24 protein-coding genes are annotated in these 23,057 nt (G+C 59.5%); 11 read left to right on the top strand and 13 right to left on the bottom strand.

Translation table 11 applies throughout. The features are described 5' to 3' along the window. Positions 1-53: 53 nt before the first annotated feature. Positions 54-911, top strand: a complete 858-nt coding sequence (locus tag ACR3EK_RS07010) for a hypothetical protein (RefSeq protein ID WP_480633023.1) — start codon at positions 54-56, stop codon at positions 909-911. 3 nt (positions 912-914) lie between these two features. Here the strand turns inward: ACR3EK_RS07010 and ACR3EK_RS07015 are convergent, their stop codons facing one another. Further along, the gene (locus ACR3EK_RS07015; protein WP_170339368.1) at positions 915-2,030 is read right to left on the bottom strand and encodes a carboxylate-amine ligase; all 1,116 of its coding nucleotides are present in this window, start codon (positions 2,028-2,030) and stop codon (positions 915-917) included. A 143-nt stretch (positions 2,031-2,173) separates the two neighbouring features. On the opposite strand from ACR3EK_RS07015, the gene ACR3EK_RS07020 reads away from it, so the two are divergent. Together ACR3EK_RS07020 and ACR3EK_RS07025 are read left to right on the top strand one after the other, a co-directional pair. After that, positions 2,174-3,019, top strand: coding sequence for a class I SAM-dependent methyltransferase (locus ACR3EK_RS07020; protein ID WP_480633024.1), 846 nt, complete (start codon positions 2,174-2,176; stop codon positions 3,017-3,019). Between the two features lie 75 nt (positions 3,020-3,094). Next, entirely contained in the window at positions 3,095-3,571 is a 477-nt protein-coding gene (locus tag ACR3EK_RS07025; protein ID WP_170338788.1) for a fasciclin domain-containing protein, read from the top strand. A gap of 56 nt (positions 3,572-3,627) precedes the next feature. Here the strand turns inward: ACR3EK_RS07025 and ACR3EK_RS07030 are convergent, their stop codons facing one another. After that, positions 3,628-4,224, bottom strand: a complete 597-nt coding sequence (locus ACR3EK_RS07030; protein WP_409233613.1) for a L,D-transpeptidase — start codon at positions 4,222-4,224, stop codon at positions 3,628-3,630. Between the two features lies 1 nt (position 4,225). On the opposite strand from ACR3EK_RS07030, the gene ACR3EK_RS07035 reads away from it, so the two are divergent. After that, positions 4,226-4,429 (top strand): hypothetical protein, encoded by a 204-nt coding sequence (locus ACR3EK_RS07035; protein WP_170356934.1) that lies wholly within the window; start codon positions 4,226-4,228, stop codon positions 4,427-4,429. A gap of 16 nt (positions 4,430-4,445) precedes the next feature. Here the strand turns inward: ACR3EK_RS07035 and ACR3EK_RS07040 are convergent, their stop codons facing one another. Continuing rightward, positions 4,446-5,945, bottom strand: a complete 1,500-nt coding sequence (locus ACR3EK_RS07040; protein ID WP_480633025.1) for a CoA-acylating methylmalonate-semialdehyde dehydrogenase — start codon at positions 5,943-5,945, stop codon at positions 4,446-4,448. A gap of 101 nt (positions 5,946-6,046) precedes the next feature. Here ACR3EK_RS07040 and ACR3EK_RS07045 point away from each other — a divergent pair, with 101 nt between their 5' ends. The 3 genes from ACR3EK_RS07045 to coaD all read left to right on the top strand — a co-directional run bounded on the left by ACR3EK_RS07045 (position 6,047) and on the right by coaD (position 8,025). Beyond that, the gene (locus ACR3EK_RS07045; protein ID WP_480633026.1) at positions 6,047-6,949 is read left to right on the top strand and encodes a LysR family transcriptional regulator; all 903 of its coding nucleotides are present in this window, start codon (positions 6,047-6,049) and stop codon (positions 6,947-6,949) included. Between the two features lie 61 nt (positions 6,950-7,010). Then, positions 7,011-7,448, top strand: a complete 438-nt coding sequence (locus ACR3EK_RS07050) for a CBS domain-containing protein (protein WP_093961953.1) — start codon at positions 7,011-7,013, stop codon at positions 7,446-7,448. Positions 7,449-7,533: 85 nt separating this feature from the next. Further along, on the top strand, positions 7,534-8,025 hold the full coding sequence (gene coaD, locus ACR3EK_RS07055) for a pantetheine-phosphate adenylyltransferase (RefSeq protein ID WP_093961954.1): 492 nt from the start codon (positions 7,534-7,536) through the stop codon (positions 8,023-8,025). On the opposite strand, the gene gap (ACR3EK_RS07060) is transcribed toward coaD, so the two are convergent. The 3 genes from gap (ACR3EK_RS07060) to gap (ACR3EK_RS07070) all read right to left on the bottom strand — a co-directional run bounded on the left by gap (ACR3EK_RS07060) (position 8,017) and on the right by gap (ACR3EK_RS07070) (position 10,330). Continuing rightward, on the bottom strand, positions 8,017-9,021 hold the full coding sequence (gene gap / locus ACR3EK_RS07060; RefSeq protein WP_170357677.1) for a type I glyceraldehyde-3-phosphate dehydrogenase: 1,005 nt from the start codon (positions 9,019-9,021) through the stop codon (positions 8,017-8,019). The genes coaD and gap (ACR3EK_RS07060) overlap by 9 nt on opposite strands. Before the next feature lie 92 nt (positions 9,022-9,113). Then, entirely contained in the window at positions 9,114-9,257 is a 144-nt protein-coding gene (locus ACR3EK_RS07065) for a hypothetical protein (RefSeq protein WP_170338780.1), read from the bottom strand. Positions 9,258-9,328: 71 nt separating this feature from the next. Then, complete coding sequence (gap, locus tag ACR3EK_RS07070) at positions 9,329-10,330, bottom strand: type I glyceraldehyde-3-phosphate dehydrogenase (protein WP_170595089.1); 1,002 nt, start codon at positions 10,328-10,330, stop codon at positions 9,329-9,331. Between the two features lie 182 nt (positions 10,331-10,512). Between gap (ACR3EK_RS07070) and ACR3EK_RS07075 the strand changes: the two genes are divergently transcribed. Then, a complete protein-coding gene (locus ACR3EK_RS07075) occupies positions 10,513-11,484 on the top strand; it encodes a DUF808 domain-containing protein (RefSeq protein ID WP_170439347.1) in 972 nt (323 codons plus the stop codon). 57 nt (positions 11,485-11,541) lie between these two features. Here the strand turns inward: ACR3EK_RS07075 and tkt are convergent, their stop codons facing one another. Continuing rightward, a complete protein-coding gene (gene tkt / locus ACR3EK_RS07080) occupies positions 11,542-13,563 on the bottom strand; it encodes a transketolase (protein WP_480633027.1) in 2,022 nt (673 codons plus the stop codon). A 235-nt stretch (positions 13,564-13,798) separates the two neighbouring features. Here tkt and ACR3EK_RS07085 point away from each other — a divergent pair, with 235 nt between their 5' ends. The 3 genes from ACR3EK_RS07085 to ACR3EK_RS07095 are packed head-to-tail and all read left to right on the top strand — an operon-like array spanning position 13,799 to position 15,224. After that, positions 13,799-14,485, top strand: coding sequence for a hypothetical protein (locus ACR3EK_RS07085; protein ID WP_170357683.1), 687 nt, complete (start codon positions 13,799-13,801; stop codon positions 14,483-14,485). Next, complete coding sequence (locus tag ACR3EK_RS07090) at positions 14,485-14,880, top strand: cell division protein ZapA (protein WP_170339348.1); 396 nt, start codon at positions 14,485-14,487, stop codon at positions 14,878-14,880. The genes ACR3EK_RS07085 and ACR3EK_RS07090 overlap by 1 nt, the downstream gene beginning before the upstream one ends. Further along, positions 14,877-15,224, top strand: a complete 348-nt coding sequence (locus ACR3EK_RS07095) for an MliC family protein (RefSeq protein ID WP_170523890.1) — start codon at positions 14,877-14,879, stop codon at positions 15,222-15,224. Before ACR3EK_RS07090 ends, ACR3EK_RS07095 begins: the two co-directional genes overlap by 4 nt. Positions 15,225-15,232: 8 nt before the next feature. On the opposite strand, the gene grxD is transcribed toward ACR3EK_RS07095, so the two are convergent. The 6 genes from grxD to ACR3EK_RS07125 form a co-directional block, all read right to left on the bottom strand. Then, positions 15,233-15,595, bottom strand: coding sequence for a Grx4 family monothiol glutaredoxin (gene grxD, locus ACR3EK_RS07100; protein ID WP_170338767.1), 363 nt, complete (start codon positions 15,593-15,595; stop codon positions 15,233-15,235). 382 nt (positions 15,596-15,977) lie between these two features. Beyond that, positions 15,978-16,214: a BolA/IbaG family iron-sulfur metabolism protein gene (locus ACR3EK_RS07105; RefSeq protein ID WP_480633028.1), complete on the bottom strand. Its 237-nt coding sequence runs from the start codon at positions 16,212-16,214 to the stop codon at positions 15,978-15,980. 77 nt (positions 16,215-16,291) lie between these two features. Then, complete coding sequence (locus ACR3EK_RS07110; RefSeq protein WP_480633029.1) at positions 16,292-17,095, bottom strand: hypothetical protein; 804 nt, start codon at positions 17,093-17,095, stop codon at positions 16,292-16,294. A gap of 127 nt (positions 17,096-17,222) precedes the next feature. After that, a complete protein-coding gene (gene purL / locus ACR3EK_RS07115; protein WP_480633030.1) occupies positions 17,223-19,385 on the bottom strand; it encodes a phosphoribosylformylglycinamidine synthase subunit PurL in 2,163 nt (720 codons plus the stop codon). A 196-nt stretch (positions 19,386-19,581) separates the two neighbouring features. After that, positions 19,582-21,834, bottom strand: a complete 2,253-nt coding sequence (locus ACR3EK_RS07120) for a mechanosensitive ion channel domain-containing protein (protein ID WP_480633031.1) — start codon at positions 21,832-21,834, stop codon at positions 19,582-19,584. 269 nt (positions 21,835-22,103) lie between these two features. Continuing rightward, complete coding sequence (locus tag ACR3EK_RS07125; RefSeq protein ID WP_093961966.1) at positions 22,104-23,012, bottom strand: LysR family transcriptional regulator; 909 nt, start codon at positions 23,010-23,012, stop codon at positions 22,104-22,106. Positions 23,013-23,057 lie beyond the last annotated feature (45 nt).

Raw genomic sequence — 23,057 nt, forward strand, 5'->3', positions numbered from 1 at the left:
CCAAAAGGCGGTTATGCTGAGCCATTCGTTTTGGTGATTGATCGGAGTTGTGGATGTCGAATTACAAGATGGCCGTGGTTGCGATACACGGAATGGGCAGCCAGTCGGTCGGACCGAACCAGCCGTCCTCGGTGCCGACGTTTTCGAGCGACTTGCACGATCGGGTGGGGCGGCAGTTGGGCCAGGACATGAGCAAGGTTGCCTGGCACGAGGTGATCTGGGCGCAAATCCTGCAGGGCCGGCAGATGGACTATCTGAACAGCATAAGCCCCTATACGGGCTATGACCGCACGCGCCGTTTCGTTGTATGCAACCTGTCTGACGCGGCATCCTATCGCCCGACCCCCGACGGCAGCGACAAAACCTATGCCGCGATCCATGAACGAGTTGCGCAGGTGATACGTATCGTCCGGTTTCAGATCGGCGAGCGCGCCCCCATCCTGATCGTCGCTCATTCCTTGGGTGGGCACATTATGTCGAACTACATCTACGACCTCCAGCGCCATCTGCGCCACGGTGGATTGCCGCAGCACGGCGTTCCGGTGGAGGACATGCAGACGGTGGCCGGGCTGGTCACGTTTGGCTGCAACATCCCGATTTTTCTGTTCGCCTATCCCGAACAGGACATCACGCCGATCCAACGCCCCAACCAGGAATTGCCACTGACCCTGCAATTCCATAACTGGTGGCAGAACTATTATGACAAGCACGACGTTCTTGGCTTCCCCCTGGGGCCGATCGCGCCCAGCTATGGGCAGCTTGTCGGGACGGGTGAGATCACCGATCAGGCCATTCGGGTCGGGAATGTCCTCACCGGATGGAATCCGTTTTCGCACAATGGGTATTGGAAAGCCCGCAGCCTGTACGAGCCCGTTGCCGACCGGATCAGACAGATCCTGAATGCGGTATGAGCGTCACAGATCAGCGTGGAATTCGTCGATCAGGTGTCGGACCACGGCCTGGCCTGGATCGTCGCCATTGGCCAGCGCTTCGGCGTGAACGCGACGCTGTCGCGTGGCCGAGGTGCCGCTCTCGGCGATCTGACGCAAACGGGCCAACTCGGCCATGGTGCCCAATGCTTCGGCATCTTCGGCCAACATGCCCATCAACTCGCCCATCAGGTCGGGCATCGGTTTGATCGAGCGGTCTCCGAAGTCGATCAGACCTTCGCCCACGCCGTAGCGCTGCGCGCGCCAACGGTTTTCGCCGATCAGGAACCGATCATATTGCCGCCATCGCAGGTTGCGGTCTTTCAGACGGCAGAGCATTCGGGTCAGTGCCTGCACCATGGCCGCCAGCGACAGCGCATGTTCCATGCGAGGCTGCACATCCATGATCCGCGTCTCGAGCGTCGGATAGCTGTGCGACGGTCGAAGGTCCCACCAGATTTTCGAGGTATCCTCGATTACGCCCAATTCGACCAGGACACCGGTGGTGCGCTCGTATTCGGACCAGCTGCCAAAAACAGGGGGCAAGCCGGTGCGGGGCAGGTTGTCGAATACCGTCAGGCGATACGAGGACAACCCGGTATCCTGTCCGTTCCAGAATGGTGATGAGGTTGAAAGCGCCAGGAGGTGGGGCAGAAAATAACACAGTTGCGGCAGGATATCGGCGCGCTGCGCGGGATCGTCCACGCCGACATGCACATGCATTCCGCAGATCAGCATGCGCCGGGCGACACCCCCCAGCGCGTGTTGCAGGTTGTCATACCGCTCTTTTCGCGTGTGGTGCTGGTCTTTCCAATCCGCAAACGGGTGGCAGGATACAGCGATGGGCGAGAGGTTGTGCTCGGCGGCGCGCTTGGCGACACAGGACCGCAGCCGCCTGAGGTCCTCACGCGCAGATTTGACCGTCGTATGCGGGCGGGTTCCAACCTCGATCTGGCATTGCAGGAATTCCGGGCTGACCTGGCCCTCAAAATCCGCCTGGCAGGCCTGCATCAATGCCTCGGGCGCCTGCGCCAGTTGCAAACTGTCGCGATCGACCAGCAGGTATTCCTCTTCGATGCCGATCGTGAAATCCTGCTGCATGTGCGGGCCTCCCGTTCCCTTTTGGGATCAGTGAATACGGAATCCGCTCTTTTGCCAAGGCTATGGCGCCATCGACCTTGCGCTGACCCGTGTGCCGACGGTAAGCACCGCAGAAGCCAGACAGATAATCGGAGCCGTATGTCGTGAAACCCAGGAAATTCCCGAAGCTCAATGCATTCTTGGACAGGTTCGGCACACGGTTGATCGACAAGGCCCCCGAGCGGGATGAGCGGGCACGGCTTGAAGCATTCGAGCGGGCAGGCGGCCTGACCCGACCGGCCTATGCCCTGTCACCCGGGATGGAAGGGTTCGATATTGCTGAACTGGTCTCCGAATATACGGTACATGCCGAAGCACTGGCTGCTTTGAAGGATCCTGAGCGGAACCAGACCGGCTACCGGATCGGCAACGGGTACTACGACAGTCCGGACGCCGACGCTCTGTACTTGATGATCCGGCGGTTCAAGCCGAAACGCGTCGTCGAGGTCGGATGTGGAAACTCCACCCGAGTGACCCGGCAAGCCGTTCTAGACGGCGGCTTGGAAACGCGGATCACGGCGATCGACCCGTATCCGCGCGCAGACATCGCGCATGTTGTTGATCAATTCGAACAGAAACGACTGGAAGAGGTGGACGCATCCGTGTTCGATCAGCTGGAGGCCGGAGACGTTCTGTTCATCGACTCGAGCCATGTCGTGCGCATGAGCAATGACGTAGCGCATCTGTTCTGCCGCATCATCCCGAACCTGAAATCGGGCGTCGTGATCCATGTCCACGATGTTTTTTTGCCCTATGAATATCCCAAGCGGTTTTTCTATGACTGCCCGGGTTGGGGCGAGCAGTACATGCTGCACGCTTTGCTGCAATCTGGTTCTTTTTCAATGCTTTGGCCCGGTTTTTACCTTCAGCAGGCGCGCCCCGATGCCGTCGAAGCGTTGCCTTTTCTGACTGAAGGCCGCGCGCAGAGTATTTGGGTTCAGAAGCGGTAAAGCAGATTTTTTCGTGATCCGCTTTTTGAAAGCGCGCGTACCCCTTTCCATATCACGCTGGAGAGGAGACTAAACATGTTCCGTCGTACATTCATGGGTGCCGCAGCCGCCGTCGCACTCGCACTGCCGATGAAAGCCCAAGCCGCAGACATCGTGGACACCGCAGTTTCGGCCGGGTCGTTCAACACGCTGGTTGCCGCTGTTCAGGCCGCCGGTCTGGTGGACACGCTGAAGGGCAAAGGCCCCTACACGGTGTTCGCGCCCACCGATGAAGCGTTCGCCGCTCTGCCCGAGGGTACAGTCGAGACGCTGCTGATGCCCGAAAACAAGGATCAGCTGGTCGCCATCCTGACCTATCACGTTGTGCCGGCTAAAGTGATGTCGGGTGACATCGCTGGTAAGCGGGCCAAGGTTCTGACCGTTCAGGGCGAACGTCTGAGCGTCAATGCCAAGAACGGCGTCAAGGTCGACGGAGCGAATGTCGTTCAGGCCGACATCGAGGCAAGCAACGGCGTCATCCACGTCGTCGACACTGTTCTGATCCCCGAGTAATCAAGACACTCGCCACAAAATCAAAGCCCCGGTCGATCGGCCGGGGCTTTGTCGTTTCAAAGCAGTCTGACTTTTGTTCCGATCTGGACCAGAGGATACAGTTCCTCGACATGCTGGTTGTACAACCCGATGCACCCGGATGAACTTTGGCGTCCGATCTTGCGGGTGTCATGTGTGCCATGCACCAGGTAAGCCGGCCAGGACAGGTACATGGCGCGGGTGCCAAGTGGGTTGCCCGGATCTCCACCTTCCATGCGGATCGGCAGGTTGGGATCGCGCTCGCGCATCGATGCGGTCGGCGTCCAGCTGGGATTTTCCGCTTTGCGCACGACTTCGGTGTAGCCGCGCTTGGTCAGCTCTTCGCTCATGGGAACCGAGCTGGGGTACAGTTTGTAGGTACCGTCAGGACCCCAGTAATGCACCGCCCGGCTGGTGATGTCAGCCAGCAAGCAGCCCACGCCCAGTTCATCGAAGTGATCCTGCCAGTCCTGCTTGGAAAAGGACGATACGTTGCGGCGAACGGGAAGCTGAGTGCTGATCGCCTCCTCGCTTTGAGGGAAGGCGTCCTGGCTCTGCGCCCGCAACAAGGTCGGCGACGCCAATACGGATGCTACCCCCAAAAGGGCCGAGCGGCGGGAAATTCTGGTTGTCACGATGGCCTCCTGGCGACTGACTGCTCGAATTTTCGGCCAATTTATGCCGGGCAGAGAGGTGAAGCCAGAGGTCGGTGCTGAAATTCTCGTGAACGCAGTCCGGCTTGCGCAGTTTTTTGCCAAGCAGAAGCTGCACAAGGTGACGGTTGGCGGATTGGGTTTGCCTGCGGGCAAAAAGGCCGCCCCAATTTTGGGCGGCCTTTGATCTTTAAGTCAGGGTGTTAGTCCATCGCTTTGAAGTTGAACTCGCCACCTTCTTTGATGCCCGACGGCCAGCGCGACGTCACGGTCTTGGTGCGGGTGTAGAACTTGAAGCTGTCGGGGCCGTGCTGGTTCAGGTCTCCGAACATGGATTTCTTCCAGCCGCCGAAGGTGTGATAGGCCAGCGGCACCGGGATCGGGACGTTTATACCAACCATGCCGATATTGACCCGGCTGGCGAAATCACGGGCGGTGTCGCCGTCGCGGGTGAAGATCGCGGTGCCGTTGCCGTATTCATGGTCCATCGCCAGCTTCAGCGCCTCTTCGTACGATCCGGCGCGGACGGTGGACAGAACGGGGCCGAAGATCTCCTGCTTGTAGATGTCCATGTCGGGGGTGACATGGTCGAACAGGTGGGGGCCGACAAAGAAACCGTCTTCATAGCCCTGCAGCTTGAAGTCGCGGTTGTCGACGACCAGTTTCGCGCCCTGTTCCACGCCCGAGTTGATCAGGCCCAGGATGCGTTCTTTGGCGGCGGCGGTCACGACCGGCCCCATATCGACGTCATCGCCTGCGGTATAGGGTCCGACCTTCAGTTTTTCGATGCGCGGCACTAGCTTTTCAATCAGCGCGTCGGCGGTTTCCTCGCCCACCGGAACGGCCACCGAAACGGCCATGCAGCGTTCGCCGGCAGCGCCGAAACCGGCGCCCACCAGCGCGTCGGCGGCCTGGTCCAGGTCGGCGTCAGGCATAACGATCATGTGGTTCTTGGCCCCACCAAAGCACTGGGCGCGTTTGCCGTTCGCTGTGGCGCGGGCATAGATGTACTGCGCGATCGGGGTCGATCCGACGAAGGAAACACCCTGAATGATCTCGCTGTCCAGCAGGGTATCCACGGCTTCCTTGTCGCCGTTGACAACCTGGAACACGCCTTTGGGCAGACCGGCCTCGACGAAAAGTTCGGCCAGCATCAGCGGCACCGATGGATCACGTTCCGAGGGTTTCAGCACCACAGCGTTGCCGCAGGCCAGCGCCGGGCCGACATGCCACAGGGGCATCATGGCCGGGAAGTTGAACGGCATGATGGCGGCGACAACACCCAGCGGCTGGCGCATGGAATACATGTCGATGCCGGGGCCTGCGCTGTCGGTAAACTCACCCTTCAGCATCTGCGGGGCGCCGATGCAGTATTCGATCACCTCGAGCCCGCGCTGCAGATCGCCCTTGGCATCGGGCAGGGTCTTGCCGTGCTCGCGGCTCAGTGCTTCGGCCAGTTTGTCCATGTCGCGGTTCATCAGCTGAACCATCTGCATCATGACGCGGGCGCGCTTTTGCGGGTTGGTTGCACCCCAGGCAGGCTGGGCTGCGGCGGCGTGTTCGATGGCGGCCGTGGTCTCGGCGGCACTGGCCATCGGGCATCTGTACTGAACTTCGCCGGTGGCGGGGTTGTAGACGTCGTCAAATCGACCGGATGTGCCGGGCGTGTATTCGCCGTTGATGAAATGGGTCAGGTCTTGCATCGCAAACTCCTCCGCTGAATTTGCGCGCAGCATAGGCTTGCATAAATCTCATGAACAGAGGCAATATCTCAAAAGAGTTTTGCAAAAATGCAGGGGTGGGGATGGATCCGAACTGGGATGACATGCGCGTATTCCTCGCGGTTGCGCGCGAGGAAAGCCTGTCTTCGGCGGGGCGGTTATTAAAGATCGATCCGGCGACAGTCGGGCGGCGGGTTTCCCGGTTGGAAGCAGCACTGAAAGCGCCGCTTTTCACGAAGTCACCGCAGGGCTACGTACTGACCTCGGCCGGAGAGCGACTGTTCGAGCACGCTCAAGGCGCTGAAGAGGCGATGCGCGCAGCGGCTGGCGCGATGGAAGGCGCGACCAAGTCGCTGAGTGGTCAAATCCGGATCGGTGCTCCGGACGGAAGCGCCAACTATCTGCTGCCACAAGTCTGCGCCAAAATCAGCGACTCGAATCCCGACCTGGACATACAGATCCTGGCCTTGCCGCGGATCATCAACCTGTCGCGCCGCGAGGCGGATATGGCCATCACCGTCAGCGCCCCGACGGCCGGCAAGCTGCTGGTGCAAAAGATCAGCGACTACAGGCTGCATATGGTGGCAACAGCCGGCTACCTTTCGCGGCATGGACCCATTCGCTCGGTCAGTGAGCTGAAGGGTCACCGCATGATCGGTTATATCCCGGACATGATCTTCGACCGCGAGCTCGATTATCTCAACGATCTGGGTATTGATCGTGTCCCACTTGCATCGAACTCGGTCTCGGTGCAGTTGCGGCAAGCCTCGCTGGGTACCGGGGTATGTATCGCGCATGACTTCACGTTGCCGTTCCATCCTCAGCTGAAAAAAATTCTGACGGATCAAGTCAGTCTGACGCGCAGCTTTCACCTGGTTCGCCATCAGGGTGATCAACGCAACGAACGGTTGAACCGATTTGCAGAAGCGCTCAGCCGGGGAATTCGCGACGAAGTTGCGCGGCTGGAAGCCGAAGCCCAAGCTTGACAGGTTGATCTAATCGGGCAACGCTTTGGAAAACGGGAAAATTATTTCGGAGGTATTGCCCATGCTTGTACAGGCCATTCTGAAGTCCAAGTCGACGGACGGGGTTGTGACGGTGGCGCCTTCGATGACCGTGTCCGACGCGGCAAAGATTCTGGCCGATAAGCGCATTGGTACGGTGATCGTATCGGAGGACGATGGCGAAACCGCAGCCGGCATCCTCTCGGAACGCGATATCGTGCGGGAATTGGCCGCCAGTGGCAGCGGGTGCCTGACACAGCCGGTCAGCGCCTACATGACTAAGAAACTGGTGACCGCCACCCAACAGGACAAGGTGCAGGACGTTCTCGCTCGCATGACCGAAGGTCGGTTCCGCCACATGCCGATTGTCGAAGATGGCAAACTGATTGGGATCGTCACTCTGGGCGACGTCGTAAAAGCGCAATTGTCCGAACTGGCCATGGAAAAAGATGCCCTGCAGGGCATGATCATGGGGCACTAGTCCCGTCTGACGACATTGCGGCCTCTTGCAGCTGCGAAAAACTTGTGTTTGCTTGCGCAGAAATTTTCTTGCTCAGGAGGGCGCGATGCGGGTTGGATTATATCCGGGAACCTTTGACCCCATCACCATGGGTCATATCGATATCATCCGCCGGGCAGCCATGCTGGTCGACAAGCTGGTGATCGGCGTCGCTATCAACCGCGACAAGGGTCCGTTGTTCTCGCTGGAAGAGCGGGTGGCCATGATCGAGGCGGAATGCGCCTACCTGACCGAACAGACCGGCACTGAAATTGTTGCGCATCCGTTCGAAAACCTGCTGATAGACTGCGCTCGGGACGTAGGGGCGCAGATCATCGTACGCGGCCTGCGTGCTGTTGCCGATTTCGAATATGAATTTCAGATGGTTGGGATGAACCGGGCGCTCGACGATTCGATCGAGACCGTGTTTCTGATGGCCGAAGCCCGACACCAGGCGATTGCCTCGAAACTGGTCAAGGAAATCGCCCGGCTGGGTGGGGACGTGTCGAAATTCGTCACGCCCCAAGTCAATATCGCGCTGAAAGAGCGGTTAGGCTAGGGCGCCCATCGCGGCAGCGGTGTCCAGCATCCGGTTCGAGAATCCCCACTCGTTGTCGTACCAGGCCAGAACGCGGACCAGCGTGCCGTCGGTCACTTTGGTTTCGGCCAGCGATACGGTCGAGCTGTGGGAATCGTGGTTGAAGTCGATCGAGATCAACGGGCGGGTTTCCGCAGCCAGAACCGTCGGGATCTTGGCCGCGGCCTCGGTGAACAGGGCGTTGACCTCGTCTTCGGTGGTGGGGCGCGATACCTCGACCACCAGATCGACGACCGAGACGTTCGGAGTGGGAACCCGGATCGCCTGACCGGTCAGCTTGCCCTGCAGTTGCGGTAGAACCAGCCCCACGGCCGAGGCGGCGCCAGTGGTGGTCGGGATCATTGACAGGGCAGCCGCGCGCGACAGGTACGGGTCCTTGCCGGCGGTGTCATGCACCGGCTGGCTGGCGGTATAGGCGTGCACCGTGGTCATGTTGCCGTGCACGATACCAAGGCCCGCATCCAGCGCGGCAGCGACCGGCGACAGGCAGTTGGTGGTGCAGGATGCGTTGGAAACCACGGTGTCGGCGGCGGTCAGCTCGTGGTCGTTCACGCCGAACACCACGGTTTTAACCTCGCCATCCCCGCGCGCCGGCGCCGAGATCAGAACCTTTTTCGCGCCGTTCTTGAAATGGCGAGATGCAGCTTCGCGCGTGCGGAACACCCCGGTGCATTCCAGAACCACGTCGACGTCCGACCAATCAAGCGCCTCGGGGTCGCGCTCGCTGGTCAACCGGATCGGGCCGGCGCCTACGTCCAGCCCGGCCTCGGTCAGGGTGACCGGCTTGGTGTAGCGGCCATGCACGCTGTCGAACTCAAACAAATGCGCATTCATTTCAGGCTTGGCGAGGTCGTTGATCGCGACGATCTGCACATCCGTACGACCGCTTTCCATCAGGCCGCGAAGGACACCGCGCCCGATCCGTCCAAATCCGTTGATTGCAAGTTTGAGTGTCATGTCGCGCTCCGTCTGAATGGCCGCTAAGCCGCGATTGAAATCAGTTAGCGCTAACAAAGGCAGTCAGGCGAAAATGTCAAGCAAAACCTCTGTCAGCGCCAGAACGCGACCCAGTCGAGAAAGTCGTAGAACTTCTTGCCGAGGAACAGGAGGTGCTCGGTTCCAAACAGCGCGAAATCCAGCATCAGACCACCAAGGATGAGGACTCCCAGCCAGATCGCGATTTGGTTTGTCATTGCTGCTCCGAACAAAAAAGCCCGCCCAGATAACCTGAGCGGGCGACGCGGTTCAAGCGGTCTTGATGAGATCAGTTAAGCCGTCCCATGGCGACGGCCACATCGGCCATGCGTACTGAGAAGCCCCATTCGTTGTCGTACCACGCCAGCACGCGAACCATACGGCCGTCCACGACGCGGGTCTGGTCGGGCGCGAAGATCGAGCTTTCCTCGGTGTGGTTGAAATCGGTCGACACCAGGGGGGCGGGTTCATAGCCCAGGACGCGCTGCATCGGCCCCTTGGCGGCCTCGGCGACGATGGCGTTGACTTCTTCGACGGTCACTTCGCGCGCGGCGCGGAAGGTCAGGTCGACGGCGGACACGTTCGGCGTGGGCACGCGAATGGCCGAACCGTCCAGGCGCCCCTTGAGGTTCGGCAGAACCTCGCCCAGCGCCTTGGCGGCACCGGTGCTGGTGGGGATCATCGACATGGCGGCGGCGCGGGCGCGGTACAGGTCGCTGTGGCGGCGATCCAGCGTGGGCTGGTCGCCGGTATAGGCGTGGATCGTGGTCATGATGCCGTTTTCGATGCCGATGCCTTCGTCCAGAACCTTGGCAAGCGGGGCAAGGCAATTCGTGGTGCACGAGCCATTCGACACCATCCTGTCGTTGGCGGTCAGGCTGTTGTGGTTGACGCCGAACACGATCGTTTTGTCCACGTTCTTGCCCGGAGCCGACAGCAGAACCTTTTGAGCGCCACGTTCAAGGTGTGTTTTCGCCTTCAGCCCGTCGTTGAACTTGCCGGTGCATTCCAGAACGACGTCACAGCCTTCCCAGTCCAGCTCGTTCATGTCGTAGGTCGAAAACATCTGCATAGGCCCGCGACCCAGGTCCATCGTGTTGCCGCTGATCGAGACATCGCGTGGAAAGCGGCCGTGGATGCTGTCGTATTTCAGCAGATGCGCCGAGGTTTCAAGCGGTCCCGTGGCGTTGACCTTGATCACTTCGATATCGTTGCGGCCTGACGCGGCGATGTGCGACAGGGTACAGCGGCCGATGCGGCCAAAACCATTGATGCCGACCTTGATGGTCATGTGACGTCTCCAAATCCGCTTGTGTTCCGGGCGATATAGCGATGATCGGTCCATCTAAAAAGATGGAAAATACCATATTTGCAATGTGTTAGCGCAAACTTGGTGTGGTTGCGCTAACGCTTGCGCTAGCTGTCGGATCGGTTAGGGTCCAAAGTGCGACGGATGAACGGAAAGGATGCGGCATGAGCGGTTTGCTGGCCCTGTTGGACGATGTGGCGGGAATCGCCAAGGTGGCGGCGGCCTCGGTCGACGATGTTGCGGCGGCTGCCGGCAAGGCGGGGGCCAAGACCGCCGGTGTGATCATCGATGACGCGGCCGTTACGCCGAAATACGTCCAAGGGTTTGCTCCAGCGCGCGAGTTGCCGATCATTTGGCGCATCGCGCGCGGGTCGATGTTCAACAAGGTCATTCTGCTGCTGCCTGTGGCGCTGTTGCTGGCGAACTTCGCGCCGTGGCTGATAACGCCCTTGCTGATGATCGGCGGGTCATACCTGTGTTTCGAGGGCGCCGAGAAGATTTTTCACGTGCTGTTCCCGCATGGCAGCCACGTGATCGAAGAAGACATGAGTGTGCGCGATCCGGGTCATCTGGAGGAGCAGAAGATCAAGGGCGCGATCAAGACAGATTTCATCCTGTCGGCCGAGATCATGACCATCGCTCTTTCTGCCATCGAGGCGCCGAATGTCTGGATGCAGGCGGCGACGCTGGCGGTTGTGGGGATCGGTGTCACGGTTGCCGTCTATGGCTCGGTCGCGTTGATCGTAAAAATGGACGATGTCGGTCTTTATCTGGCAAAGAACGCGCCGACACCGATTGGCCGCGGGCTGGGTCGCGGGCTGGTCAAGGCGATGCCAAAGGTCATGAAGACACTGTCGGTCGTGGGCACGGCGGCGATGCTGTGGGTTGGCGGCTCGATCATGATCCATGGACTCGAGGTGCTGGGCTTTGGCTGGCTCGGCCACCACATCCACGATTGGGCTTATGCGGCCGGTCATGCCGTGTCCGATCAATGGGCCGGCGCGGTGGAGTGGATCAGCAAGGCTGCGATGGACGGCGTGTTCGGGCTGGCCTGGGGGTTCGTTCTGATCCCGTTGGCGACCAAGGTCATCGCACCGCTGTGGCCCAAAAAGGCAGAGCAGACAGCCGACCATTGAGGCCCAAAAGAAAAGGGCGGCACGATGGCCGCCCTTTGATTGCTCGGATCGGCTGGATCAGCCCAGTAATTCCTTGACCTTGGCAACCGTCGCCTCGGCGGTGATGCCGAAATGCTTGTACAGTTCGCCTGCGGGAGCGGACGCGCCAAAGCTCGACATGCCGATGAAACCGGCCTTGGCCTCGCGGCCACGCTCGCCCAGCAGCCAGCGGTCCCAGCCGCCGGCACGGACGGCGGCCTCGATACCGACGCGGACGGAGCCGGCGGGCAGGACCTTCTTGCGATAGGCTTCGTCCTGCTCGGCAAACAGCTCCATGCAGGGCATCGAAACGACGCGGGTGCCGATCCCTTCGGCCTCGAGCATCGCCTTGGCCTCCATGGCCAGCGACACCTCGGACCCGGTGGCGATCAGGATCGCCTGACGCTTGCCCTCGGCTTCGGCCAGAACATAGGCGCCCTGGGCGGTCAGGTTCTTGGCCTTGTGCTGGGTGCGCACGGTCGGCACGCCCTGGCGGGTCAGCGACAGAACCGAGGGGCTCTCCTTGAAGGTCAGCGCCAGTTCCCAAGCCTCGGCGGTTTCGACGGTGTCGGCGGGGCGGAACACATAGGTGTTCGGCGTCGCGCGCGAGATCGCCAGATGCTCGACCGGTTGGTGCGTCGGGCCGTCTTCGCCCAAACCGATCGAGTCATGGGTCATCACGAAAACGCTGGGGATCTTCATCAGCGCGGCCAGACGCATCGACGGGCGCGCATAGTCGGTGAAGGCCATGAAGGTACCGCCATAGGGCCGGATGCCACCATGCAGCGCCATGCCGTTCATCGCCGCGGCCATGCCATGTTCGCGGATGCCGTAGTGGATATAGCGGCCTTTGCGGTTTTCCGGCAGGAACACGCCCATATCGGCTGATTTGGTGTTGTTCGACCCGGTCAGGTCCGCCGAACCGCCGACCGTCTCGGTCATGATCGGGTTCACGACGTTCAGCACCTTTTCCGACGAGGCGCGGGTGGCCAGCTTGGGTTGATCCTCGGAAACCTGCTTTTTGAAGGCACGGATGGCGCCAGCCAGCTTCTTCGGCGCCTCGAAAGCATAAGCGCGGTTGAACTCGGCCTGCTTGCGCTCGGACAGTTGGGCAAAACGTTCTTCCCACGCTTTCCGTTCCATTGCGCCACGCGCGCCGATTGCTTCCCACGCGGATTTCACCTCGGTCGGAATTTCGAACGGTCCGTGCGGCCAACCATATGCATCCTTGGCGGCCTGCAGCTGTTCGGCATCCGTCAATGCGCCGTGACCTTTCGAGGTATCCTGCGCGGCATGCCCCAGCGCGATGTGGCTTTCGCAGGCGATCATGGTCGGTTTCTTCGACGCTTTTGCCTGCACAATCGCCGCATCGATGGCCTTGGGGTCGTGGCCGTCAATCTCGATCACATGCCAGCCCGAAGCGGCGAACCGGCGCACCTGATCAGTACGGTCGGCAATGTCCACGGTGCCGTCGATGGTGATGTTGTTGTTGTCCCAGAACACGATCAGCTTGCTGAGCTCGTGCCGACCGGCCAGGGTGATGGCCTCCTGGCTGACACCTTCCATCAGGCAGCCGTCACCGGCGATCACATAGGTGTAGTGGTCGACAACCTTTTTGCCGTAATGGGCCCGCTGGATTTCTTCGGCCATCGCAAAACCGACGGCGTTGGCAATTCCTTGCCCAAGAGGACCGGTGGTGGTTTCAACACCATCAATCAGGAAGTTTTCCGGGTGGCCGGCGGTCTTCGCGCCCAGTTGGCGGAAGTTCTTGATCTCGTCCAGAGTAACTGCGCTGTAGCCCGTCAGGTAGAGCAGGGAATAGATCAGCATCGAGCCATGGCCGGCCGACAGGATGAACCGGTCGCGGTCGGGCCAGTTTGGGGCCGAGGCGTCGAATTTCAGGTGTTTTTCAAACAACACGGTCGCGACGTCGGCCATGCCCATCGGCATTCCGGAATGGCCGGAATTGGCGGCGGCGACAGCATCAAGGGTCAGGGTGCGAATGGCCGCAGCCTTCGCCCAGTGTTCAGGGTTGGCATTGCGCAGCGCAGTCAGGTCCACGGGTGTTGTTCCTTTGGATTACGGCAGATTGCGGGCTGAATACCATCCACCCCCCAAAGTGCAAGCGGAACCCGGCGCGGCGCATTGCCATCGCTTCAAGAGTGTTGCTCAAGCCTTTGAAAGCAAAGAGTGGGTATTTTGGCGAACATTCCGTTAGACTAAGTACCGGTACGAGCCGTATTGATTCGGCCATCGGAAAAACAGAACGAACCTTGGTAAAGAGGTGACAGGGGCAATGAGCCAGATCGAAGACTTACAGCGACGCATCATGGCCGCGATGGATCGGATTGGCACCGGGATCGAGGCGCTGCAATCGGCGGGTCCGGTCGCGGGCAGCGAAGATGGACAATTGCGCGCCGCCCTGGATGAGGAAAAGCTGGCTAATGCGCAATTGGAAGAGCGCCTGAAGTCTCTGAAAGAGCGGCATGATCAGGAAATCGACGCTTTGCGCGCCCAGTTGGGCGAGTCCAATGCCAAACTGGCCACCGTCGAGGCCGCGCGTGCCGAACTGTCCGAAGCCAAGGCCGCGCTGGAAAATCAGGACGAAGTTGCAGCGCTGAAGGCCGAGATCTCCGAATTGCGGCGGCAGCTGGAGGATTCAGAGCGTATCCCCGAATTGAATGCCGAACTGGAAATGCTGCGGGCCGAACGCGCCAGCCACGGCGCAGCCATGTCGCGGCTTGATGACGACCTGCAGCGCTTGCGCAAGGCAAATGACCAATTGCGCGAAGCGGTCGACGAGTTGCGCAAGGCTGCTGAGGGCGGCGTTCCCGATGCCGAGCTTTTGAACAAGGCAACCGTGGCCGAACTGGAGGCCACCCGGGCCGCCCGCGCCACCGACGCGGCCGAAGCTCATGCGGTTCTGGCGCGGCTTGAGCCTTTGCTGACCCACGCCAACCTGGCCGAAGGAGAGGTAGAGTAATGCCCGAGGTTACAATTCATATTGGCGGGCGCGGATTTGAGGTTTCCTGCCAGGACGGCGAGGAACCGTTTCTGCACGCAGCCGCGAAGATGCTGGACGATGAGGCCCAGGTGATGGCCGACCAGATTGGCCGTATGCCCGAGTCGCGGATGCTGTTGATGGCGGGGCTAATGCTGGCCGACAAGGCGGCGGCTACCGAGGATCGCATCAAAACACTCGAGGCGAAGCTGGCCGAGGTTGAAGGCGAATTGGAGCGTATGCGCAGTGCGCCCGCGCCAGAACCAGAACGGATCGAAGTGGCCGTTGTCCCGCCGTCGGTTACCGACACACTTGCAGAGATGGCGGCACGAGCCGAGGCGCTGGCCTCGGTGATCGAAGAGAAGAACGCGAGATGACACATTTGCGGACTTTGTGCCTGGCGGCGTTGGTCGGGTCGTTCTCGGGCCCTGCATTGGCACAGATTGACATCCTATCGGTGACCTTCACCTGCGAAAATGGCGTTGAGCTGCCCGTGACATACTTCAACCCCTCCGACGGCGAAGGGGCTGCGGCTATGATCGTCGATGGTCAGTTGATTGCGTTGCGCCAGGTCCAGAGCGGCTCGGGTATCCGTTACGAGTCGGTGAACGGGCAGGGGACGTATACCCTGCGGTCGAAAGGCTGGAACGCGATGGTCAGTTTCGCGGCGGCCGGAGCCACCGACGAAACCGATATTTTGAAAGACTGTGTCAGCCGCTGAGCGGCTGATCAGGCGTTTGCCTCGCGGATTTTGTCGGCGGCTTCCTTGTTGTAGGCGACACCGTTTTCATCGAACAGCGTATCCAGCTCTCCTGACAGGGTCATTTCCGTGATGATATCACAACCACCCACAAATTCGCCTTTGACGTAGAGTTGAGGCACGGTCGGCCAGTCCGAATAGTCCTTGATGCCCTGGCGGATTTCCTCGTCCGCCAGAACGTTCACGTCGGTGTATTCGACACCCATATAGTTCAGAACACCGGCCACCCGAGATGAAAATCCGCACTGCGGCATTTCTTTGGTGCCTTTCATGTACAGCACCACATCGTTGCTTTTGACGGTCTCGTCGATCTGGGTCTTAACGTCGGTCATTTCGCGTTTCCTTGTTTACGTTCGTCCGTCTGTCGGGCGGTCATTCCGATCGGCGGCTGCGCCACCAGTTTCTTGGTTCAGTACGCTGGTTCATCGCATGAACCTCGTCGATTACATTGGCCTTTGTCACGCCGTCGGCTTCCCACGGTCTGCGTTTCAAAGCGTTGGGGTCGGGGCGCATATCCGACAATCATCTTGTTCTGCTCCGTTTTAGATAGGCTTCGAGCAGAGCCGCGGCAACTACCAGCCCGCCGACACATATTCCGATCCAGACGACCCAACCGATCATGTCACGTGACCGAATTGTCGGATGCCTTCGGAATGCACAAGGCAGCGCGTGCCATTACCAGAGTGAGCATGGCACTGGCCGCCGCCAGCCTCATCACTCGGGTACTTTCGTGGTCAACGCCAGCGCGTGCAGCTCGCCATCCGGGCCGTCCATCTTGCCCTTGAGTGCAGCATAGACCGCGCGCTGCTGCTGGACCCTGTTCTTCCCGCGAAAGCTTTCGTCCACGACCATGGCGGACATGTGTACGCCATCGGTGCCGCCGACCTGGATTTCCGCATTCGGAAAGGCGTCGCGCAGCAGATGTTCGATTTCGTGGGCGCTCATTGGCATTTAGGATACTCCTGAAGGTCTTTTCAAAGATGTAGAGCGATGCCGAAGCCCGCGCAAGGATTAGCCTTGTGTATCTGCTAAAATCCTAGCTTCCTACGAATTGATGAACTCAAAGGTGTCGCCAGCGGTACTTGCGAACCTTTCAAAGCGCGAAATACCCATTTGTATGCAATAGCTGGAAGCCAGCTCATATTCAGTGTTACGAATGAAATATTCTTTTGATTGCAAACTCCAGAAATATTTCCGTCAACCACGCGGATGTCCTTTACGAATTTGTCACCATCATAGAAACAAACGTCAAATCCGTGCGACTGCCTCAGCGCGTCATCAAAGACTTCTTCAGACGAGAAACTCATCAGATGCACACCTTTGGCCTGCGTTTCTCGTGCGAATTCGGAGAACGCACGCATTTCCGTGAAAGCGTATGTCGGGTTAATGCTGTCAAACTCAATTTGCTGACGTTCTAAGAAATCTTTGTTTTTGAAAAGACTAATCGTGTGGGCGTTGTATTCAGCAAGCAACGCGCGTTTGATGTAACCGTTTAGGCAAGTTGCGTTGCATTGAGTGGTATAGTCATAGCGCTCAAGCAATTCTTCGTAGCGTTCTAGATCCTTCAAAATCATTGTGTCGCTATCAAAATGCCAAAACCGTTCGATGTTTTGCGATTGAGCGAACCCGTGTATATGAAACCAGCGTTCAAAAACAAAGCGCAACCAGTCTTTTCCGCCGCGGAACTGAAGATTTCTGCGGTGTTCGTCGCCTTGAACGGGACAAAAAACGCGTTCGAATTCGTCGTGCAAATCACTTCGAAAATCAAGGTAGTTAAAGTGCTGCCAGCCTTCTTGTTCGGCTATTGCTCGATTACTGTCATCGCCCAACAAGATAAGTCGTCGTTCAGGATTCGTAATCCGAGCACATCGTAATGTGTGACGCAGATAGAATGAGTTTCCATAGTGACAAAACAGAAGAGGATTCATATGCGTGCTACCGCCTATCCCGAAGGTTCACTTAACCGTCTACCGCCTCGGCAAAACTGCTGCGATATAGCGCTGAGAGTTCACTCAGAGGAGCTTCGGACGCTCCGATCCGCACGGTTTCTCCGGTAAAGCGACCGACCGAAACCAGCGGCACGCCCGCCTGGCCCGCCGCAATCATCAGCGCTTCGGCCTGATCGAAATTGCAGGCCACCAGGTAACGGCCCTGATCCTCACCAAACAGGAACTCGGTCGGGGCGTCATCAAGATGCACACCCACGCCCGCGGCTTCGGCCAGTTCGAAGGCTGCCAGTGCAATGCCGCCATCGCTCAGGTCAGTACAGGCCTTGATCATCTCGCGATTGGCCCGGATGAAGTCGCCGCTGCGCTTTTCAGCATCCAGATCCACATGCGGGGCGTCGCCGTCTTCGCGGTTGAAGACCTCGGCCAGCAGGGCGGATTGGCCCAGATGCCCTTTGGTTTCACCGATCACCAGCGCCACATGCCCTTCGCGAACCTCGGTGCCGATGATGTCGTCGGCGTGATCCAAAAGGCCGACGGCACCGATAGTCGGTGTGGGCAGGATCGCCTGACCGTCGGTTTCGTTGTAGAGCGACACGTTGCCCGAGACGATCGGCATATCCAGCGCGGCCACGGCGGCGCCGATGCCTTGGATGGCACCGACGAACTGGCCCATGATCTCGGGCTTTTCGGGGTTGCCGAAATTCAGGTTGTCAGTGGTGGCCAGCGGTTTGGCACCAACGGCGGTCAGGTTGCGATAGGCTTCGGCCACGGCCTGCTTGCCGCCTTCCTCGGGGTTGGCGCGCACGTATCGTGGGGTCACGTCCGACGTGAAGGCCAGCACCTTGTCGGTGCCATGTACGCGCACCATGCCTGCTCCAACACCTGGCGTGCGCGCCGTGTCAGCCATCACCATCGTGTCGTATTGCTCATAGACCCAATGCTTGCAGGCATAGTTGGGCGACGAGATCAGCGCCCGCAGCCCGTCGATCGGGTCGATCTGCGGCACCTCGCCCAGATCTTCGGCCGCCGGGGTGGGGACCCAAGGGCGGTCGTATTCCGGTGCCGTTGACGCCAGTTTCGACAGCGGCAGGTCGGCCTTGATTTCGCCGTTGTGCATGATCAGGAACCGGTCTTCGGCGATGGTCTCACCGACGATGGCGAAATCCAGATCCCATTTCTCGAACACGGCGCGGGCTTCGGCCTCAAGCTCGGGTTTCAGCACCATCAGCATGCGTTCCTGGGACTCGGACAGCATCATCTCGTAGGCTGTCATGTTCTCTTCGCGCTGGGGCACGTTTTCCAGGTCCAGCCGGACACCCAGCCCGCCCTTGTCGCCCATCTCGACGGCGGAGCAGGTCAGCCCTGCCGCGCCCATGTCCTGAATCGAGATCACGGCGCCGGTCTGCATCAGTTCCAGCGTCGCCTCCATCAGGCGTTTTTCGGTGAAGGGGTCACCGACCTGCACGGTTGGGCGCTTTTCCTCGATCGTGTCGTCGAATTCCGCCGAGGCCATCGTGGCACCGCCCACGCCGTCGCGGCCGGTCTTGGCGCCCAGATAGACAACGGGCATGCCCACGCCCGACGCGGCCGAGTAGAAAATCTTGTCGGCATCGGCCAGCCCGGCGGCAAAGGCGTTCACGAGGCAGTTGCCGTTGTAGGCCGGGTGGAACCGAACTTCACCGCCCACGGTCGGCACGCCGAAACAGTTGCCGTAGCCACCGATACCTTCGACCACGCCGTTGACCAGCTGGCGAGTCTTGGGGTGGTCGGGTTCGCCGAAGGACAGCGCGTTCATTGCCGCGATGGGCCTCGCGCCCATGGTGAACACGTCGCGCAGGATGCCGCCCACGCCGGTTGCCGCCCCTTGATAGGGTTCGATGTACGACGGGTGGTTGTGGCTTTCCATTTTGAAGACCACGGCCTGCCCGTCGCCGATATCGACCACACCGGCGTTTTCACCCGGACCACAGATCACCTGAGGGCCCGAGGTGGGCAGCGTGCGCAGCCATTTCTTCGAGGATTTGTAGGAACAGTGCTCGTTCCACATGGCCGAGAAAATCCCCAGCTCGGTAAAGGTCGGCTCGCGCCCGATAATCTCGAGGATCATGTCGTATTCTTCGGGTTTCAACCCGTGTGCGGCAATCAGATCCGGTGTGATGGCGGGCTCTTGCATCGTGTGTCCTGTTTCCAAGGTGGCCGGGATTGCGGGCCTTTTAGGGCAACCGGGCGATTTGGGAAAGGGTCAAGAGCGCGCAGCGAACAGGAACCCGCTATTTGCTGGCAGAATGCAGCGGTCGGCGACCGGGAAATGCAGGTTGCACCACCGGAATGACGGGGACAGCAGCGCATGCGCCACTGTCCCACCGCCGTTATTGAGGCGGCTCTTCCTTCTTGTTCACTGCGTCGGCCGCGGCCGCGCCGATCGCCGCTTTCTGCTGTTCGGTCAGGTTTTCGGCCTCTTCCAAACCGGGGATGGCGACGCGCACCTCACGGCGGGCAAAGTCGATCCCGTTCTCCTTGAAGGCGGCCTTGACCCGGTTGAAGATCTCCTTGCGCAGGGTGAACTGCTTGCCGGGCTTGGCCATGAACTTGCCGCGGATGATCATGCCGACATCGTCAAAGTCGAACACGCCCTGCGATTTGAAGGGCTGCAGGAAGCCATCCTTGTGGAGCGGGTCCTCCATCATCTCGGCGCCGATCTTCTTGAAGATCTTCTTGACCTTGTTCGGATCAGTGTCGAAGGGCACGGTGAATTTCAGCTTCATGATGACCCAGTCGCGGCTGTAGTTGGTCAGCTTCTGAATCTCACCGTAAGGGATGGTATGCACCGGACCGCGATGGTGGCGCAGCTGCATGGAGCGGATCGAAATCTTCTCTACCGTGCCGGTGGTGCCACCCACATCGACATATTCACCCACTCGGAAAGCATCGTCGATCAGGAAGAAAATCCCGCCCACGATGTCCGAGACCAGTTTCTGCGCACCAAAGCCGATGGCCAGACCCAGGATACCGGCACCAGCCAGAAGCGGTGTGATGTCCAGACCCAGTGCGCCCAGCGCCAGCAAGGCGAAGATCACCGCGATGGCCACCTGAGCAGTCACGCGCAGCAAAGGCAGAACCGTGGCCAGGCGCGAGCCGCCGACACCGCCGCCTTCGCCGGCTTCCTCATCTGGGCTCTGCTCCGAAGCTGTTTGCTCTTTGGCAAGCCGGCGGTTGATCCAGAGCGAGACCACCTCGTTCAGGATGTAGCCGATTGCGATGATGATGAAGAACTGAACCAGTTTGCTACCGGTTTCCGAGTCCCCGCCCGCAATATCCTGCAGGTCCAGATTCCAGGCATCCGCAATCATCAGAATGACCAGAATGCCGGCCAGAACGCGTCCGATGCGGATGTAGCTGCGTTTGGTCGATTTGTAGGCACGTTCCGCGATCGGGCCATCGCCAATCATCGGCGGCAGCAGGTGCCGGGTCAGCCCTCGGATCAGCGTGTCGAGTGCCGGTGCGATCAGCAGCCAGAACATCGTGACGAAATGCGCGCCTTCGGCCAGAAGGGCAAACACGGCCGGACTACGCTGAGCGGCGAGGAACTCGACCAAAAGCCAGGTACCCGCCGACACGGCGATCGCAAAATACGGATAGTAGCGGGCGACTTCTTCGTCGAAATGCGTACGATCTGGATCGGAACCACGCATCATGTCGGTCAGACCGTTGCGGGCCGTCCAAGCAATGACACCGACATAGATGTGGATGGCGGTGTTCAGCCAGAAACCAAGGCGCGATTCACCCGGCATCACGCCATTCATCGCATTGAAATCCAAGATGAACAGGGTGAACCCGATCAGCAGGAACAGGCCGATCAGGTTCCGATGCAGGTATTTTGCCCATTTGTCATTCACGTTGACCAGGCGCAGGTTGCTCTGCTTCGGGGCCAGAATGAAACGGGAAATCGCGGCTCCCAGGCGGGGGAACCAGATCAGGAAGAATACGAACGGTGCCGCCTGGGCAATTTGCTGTTCGTCCAGCAATCGACGCCCGACGAAAACCAGCGTGTAATAAAAGACAAGCAGGCCCAGAAACTCGACGCAGAAGCGCTTGAACAAAAAGACAACCGCGCCTTTTAGGTTGGTCGAAGCATCCCCATCGACGACTTTGATCCAACGACGTGTCCAAAGGCCAACCGCGGTTTCTGCGGCATACCCGATTGCAAGCGCCAGGAAGGTGAACCCGAACAGGGTTGCCAGACCGCTTGCGCCAAACTTGTTTCCGAAATTGCTGAAGGCTTCGACCTGAGCCGAAACCAGTAGCGGAACCTTGCGGATCACATCCAGCCAAGACGCAGCCATGTCGCCCGCCGAGGATGAGATCGTTTGCAGCAGCCCCTTCCGGGAAGTCTGCGTTTCGGCCTGTTTCGCCGCGACCGCATCAAGCCGTTCCAGCAGAATGGCCCGGACCTGATCGTCAGACATTCTCGCCACCAGATCGTCGACCTGTTCGGGGGTCAGATCTTCGGGGATGGCGACATGGGTGGTAGTGGGTTCGCTGGTGCTCTGGGCCATGCTTGGCCGAGCCAGGAACGTGACGGATACCAACGCCATCAAAAACAGGCGGAGTAGGCTGGTCATAAACTTTGTCCTCGAACACGAAATATTATGGTTTTTCGCGATCATAGGCCCGTTGGCAAAATAATTCCAAACGATTTGGCACCGCGCACCGGGGTGCAGGCCAAAAAAAAGGCCGAGCACTAAGCTCGGCCGTAGTCCAACAGGGAGGTATGAAGATGATGAGCGTTTCAGCATCATCGCCTTCGAGTGCTCATTTAGGGATCACTCTGTGAACGATCAAGGTTTTTTGGGCGCATTGAGGGCATGTCCGCTATGCCGCGAGTGCATAGCTAAAGTTTTCCCAGATGTTTCAGCTGCTTGCGATGCGCAATGATTTCATCCTGAACAAAATCTCGGAACGCTGCGACCCGTTTTGAGTGCCTCAGTTCTTCAGGATAGGCCAAATATACAGGCACATTCGCCGTCTCGATGTCGGACAGGATCGGGACCAGGTCGGGGAAATCCTCGGTCACGTAGTCGGGCAGGACGCCAATTCCGAGGTCATTCAGAACACCCTGCAGAACACCAAAGTAGTTGTTCACCGTCAGCAGTGAGCTGGGTTCGTAGGTCATCAAGTGACTGACCATCGACGCGCCAACGCCAACCTGGGGTGCGGCGGGGGTCTGACAGATCAGGCGGTGTTTCGAAATGTCCTCCAACGTCTGGGGCGCACCGCCGTGCGAATCCAAGTAGGTCTTGGTCGCATACAACATCATTCGAACGGTCATCAGACGCTTGCGGACAAGATCGGCCTGACTGGGTTCTTTCATCCGGATAGCGACATCCGCTTCGCGCATCGGAAGATCCAGCACGCGTTCTTCGAGCATCAGGTCAATGTTCAGGTCCGGATACTGCTCATACAGCTTGGGCAGGCGCGGCGCCAGCCACAGGGTCCCGAAGCCAAAAGTCGTGGTGACCCGCAGGACTCCAAAGACCTCATCCTCGCTGTCTCGGATTCGCGCCGCGGCTGCGTCCAGACGTTTGGACATGGCCGTTGTTGCATCGAACAGAAGCTCGCCCTGTTCCGTCAGAATCAGGCCGCGGGCGTGGCGGTGGAACAGCGTGGCGCCCAGCGATTCCTCAAGTGCGCGGACCTGACGGCTGACGGCGGATTGGGACAGATTCAGCTTGTCTCCGGCATGCGTCAGGCTGCCGGCGTCAGCTACCGCGTGAAATATTCTGAGCTTGTCCCAATTCATCGTCGCAACTTTCGTTATCCTTTGGCAGCCCTATATGAAAGAGGT

The sequence above is a fragment of the Ruegeria sp. BC8 genome, from assembly GCF_056535705.1.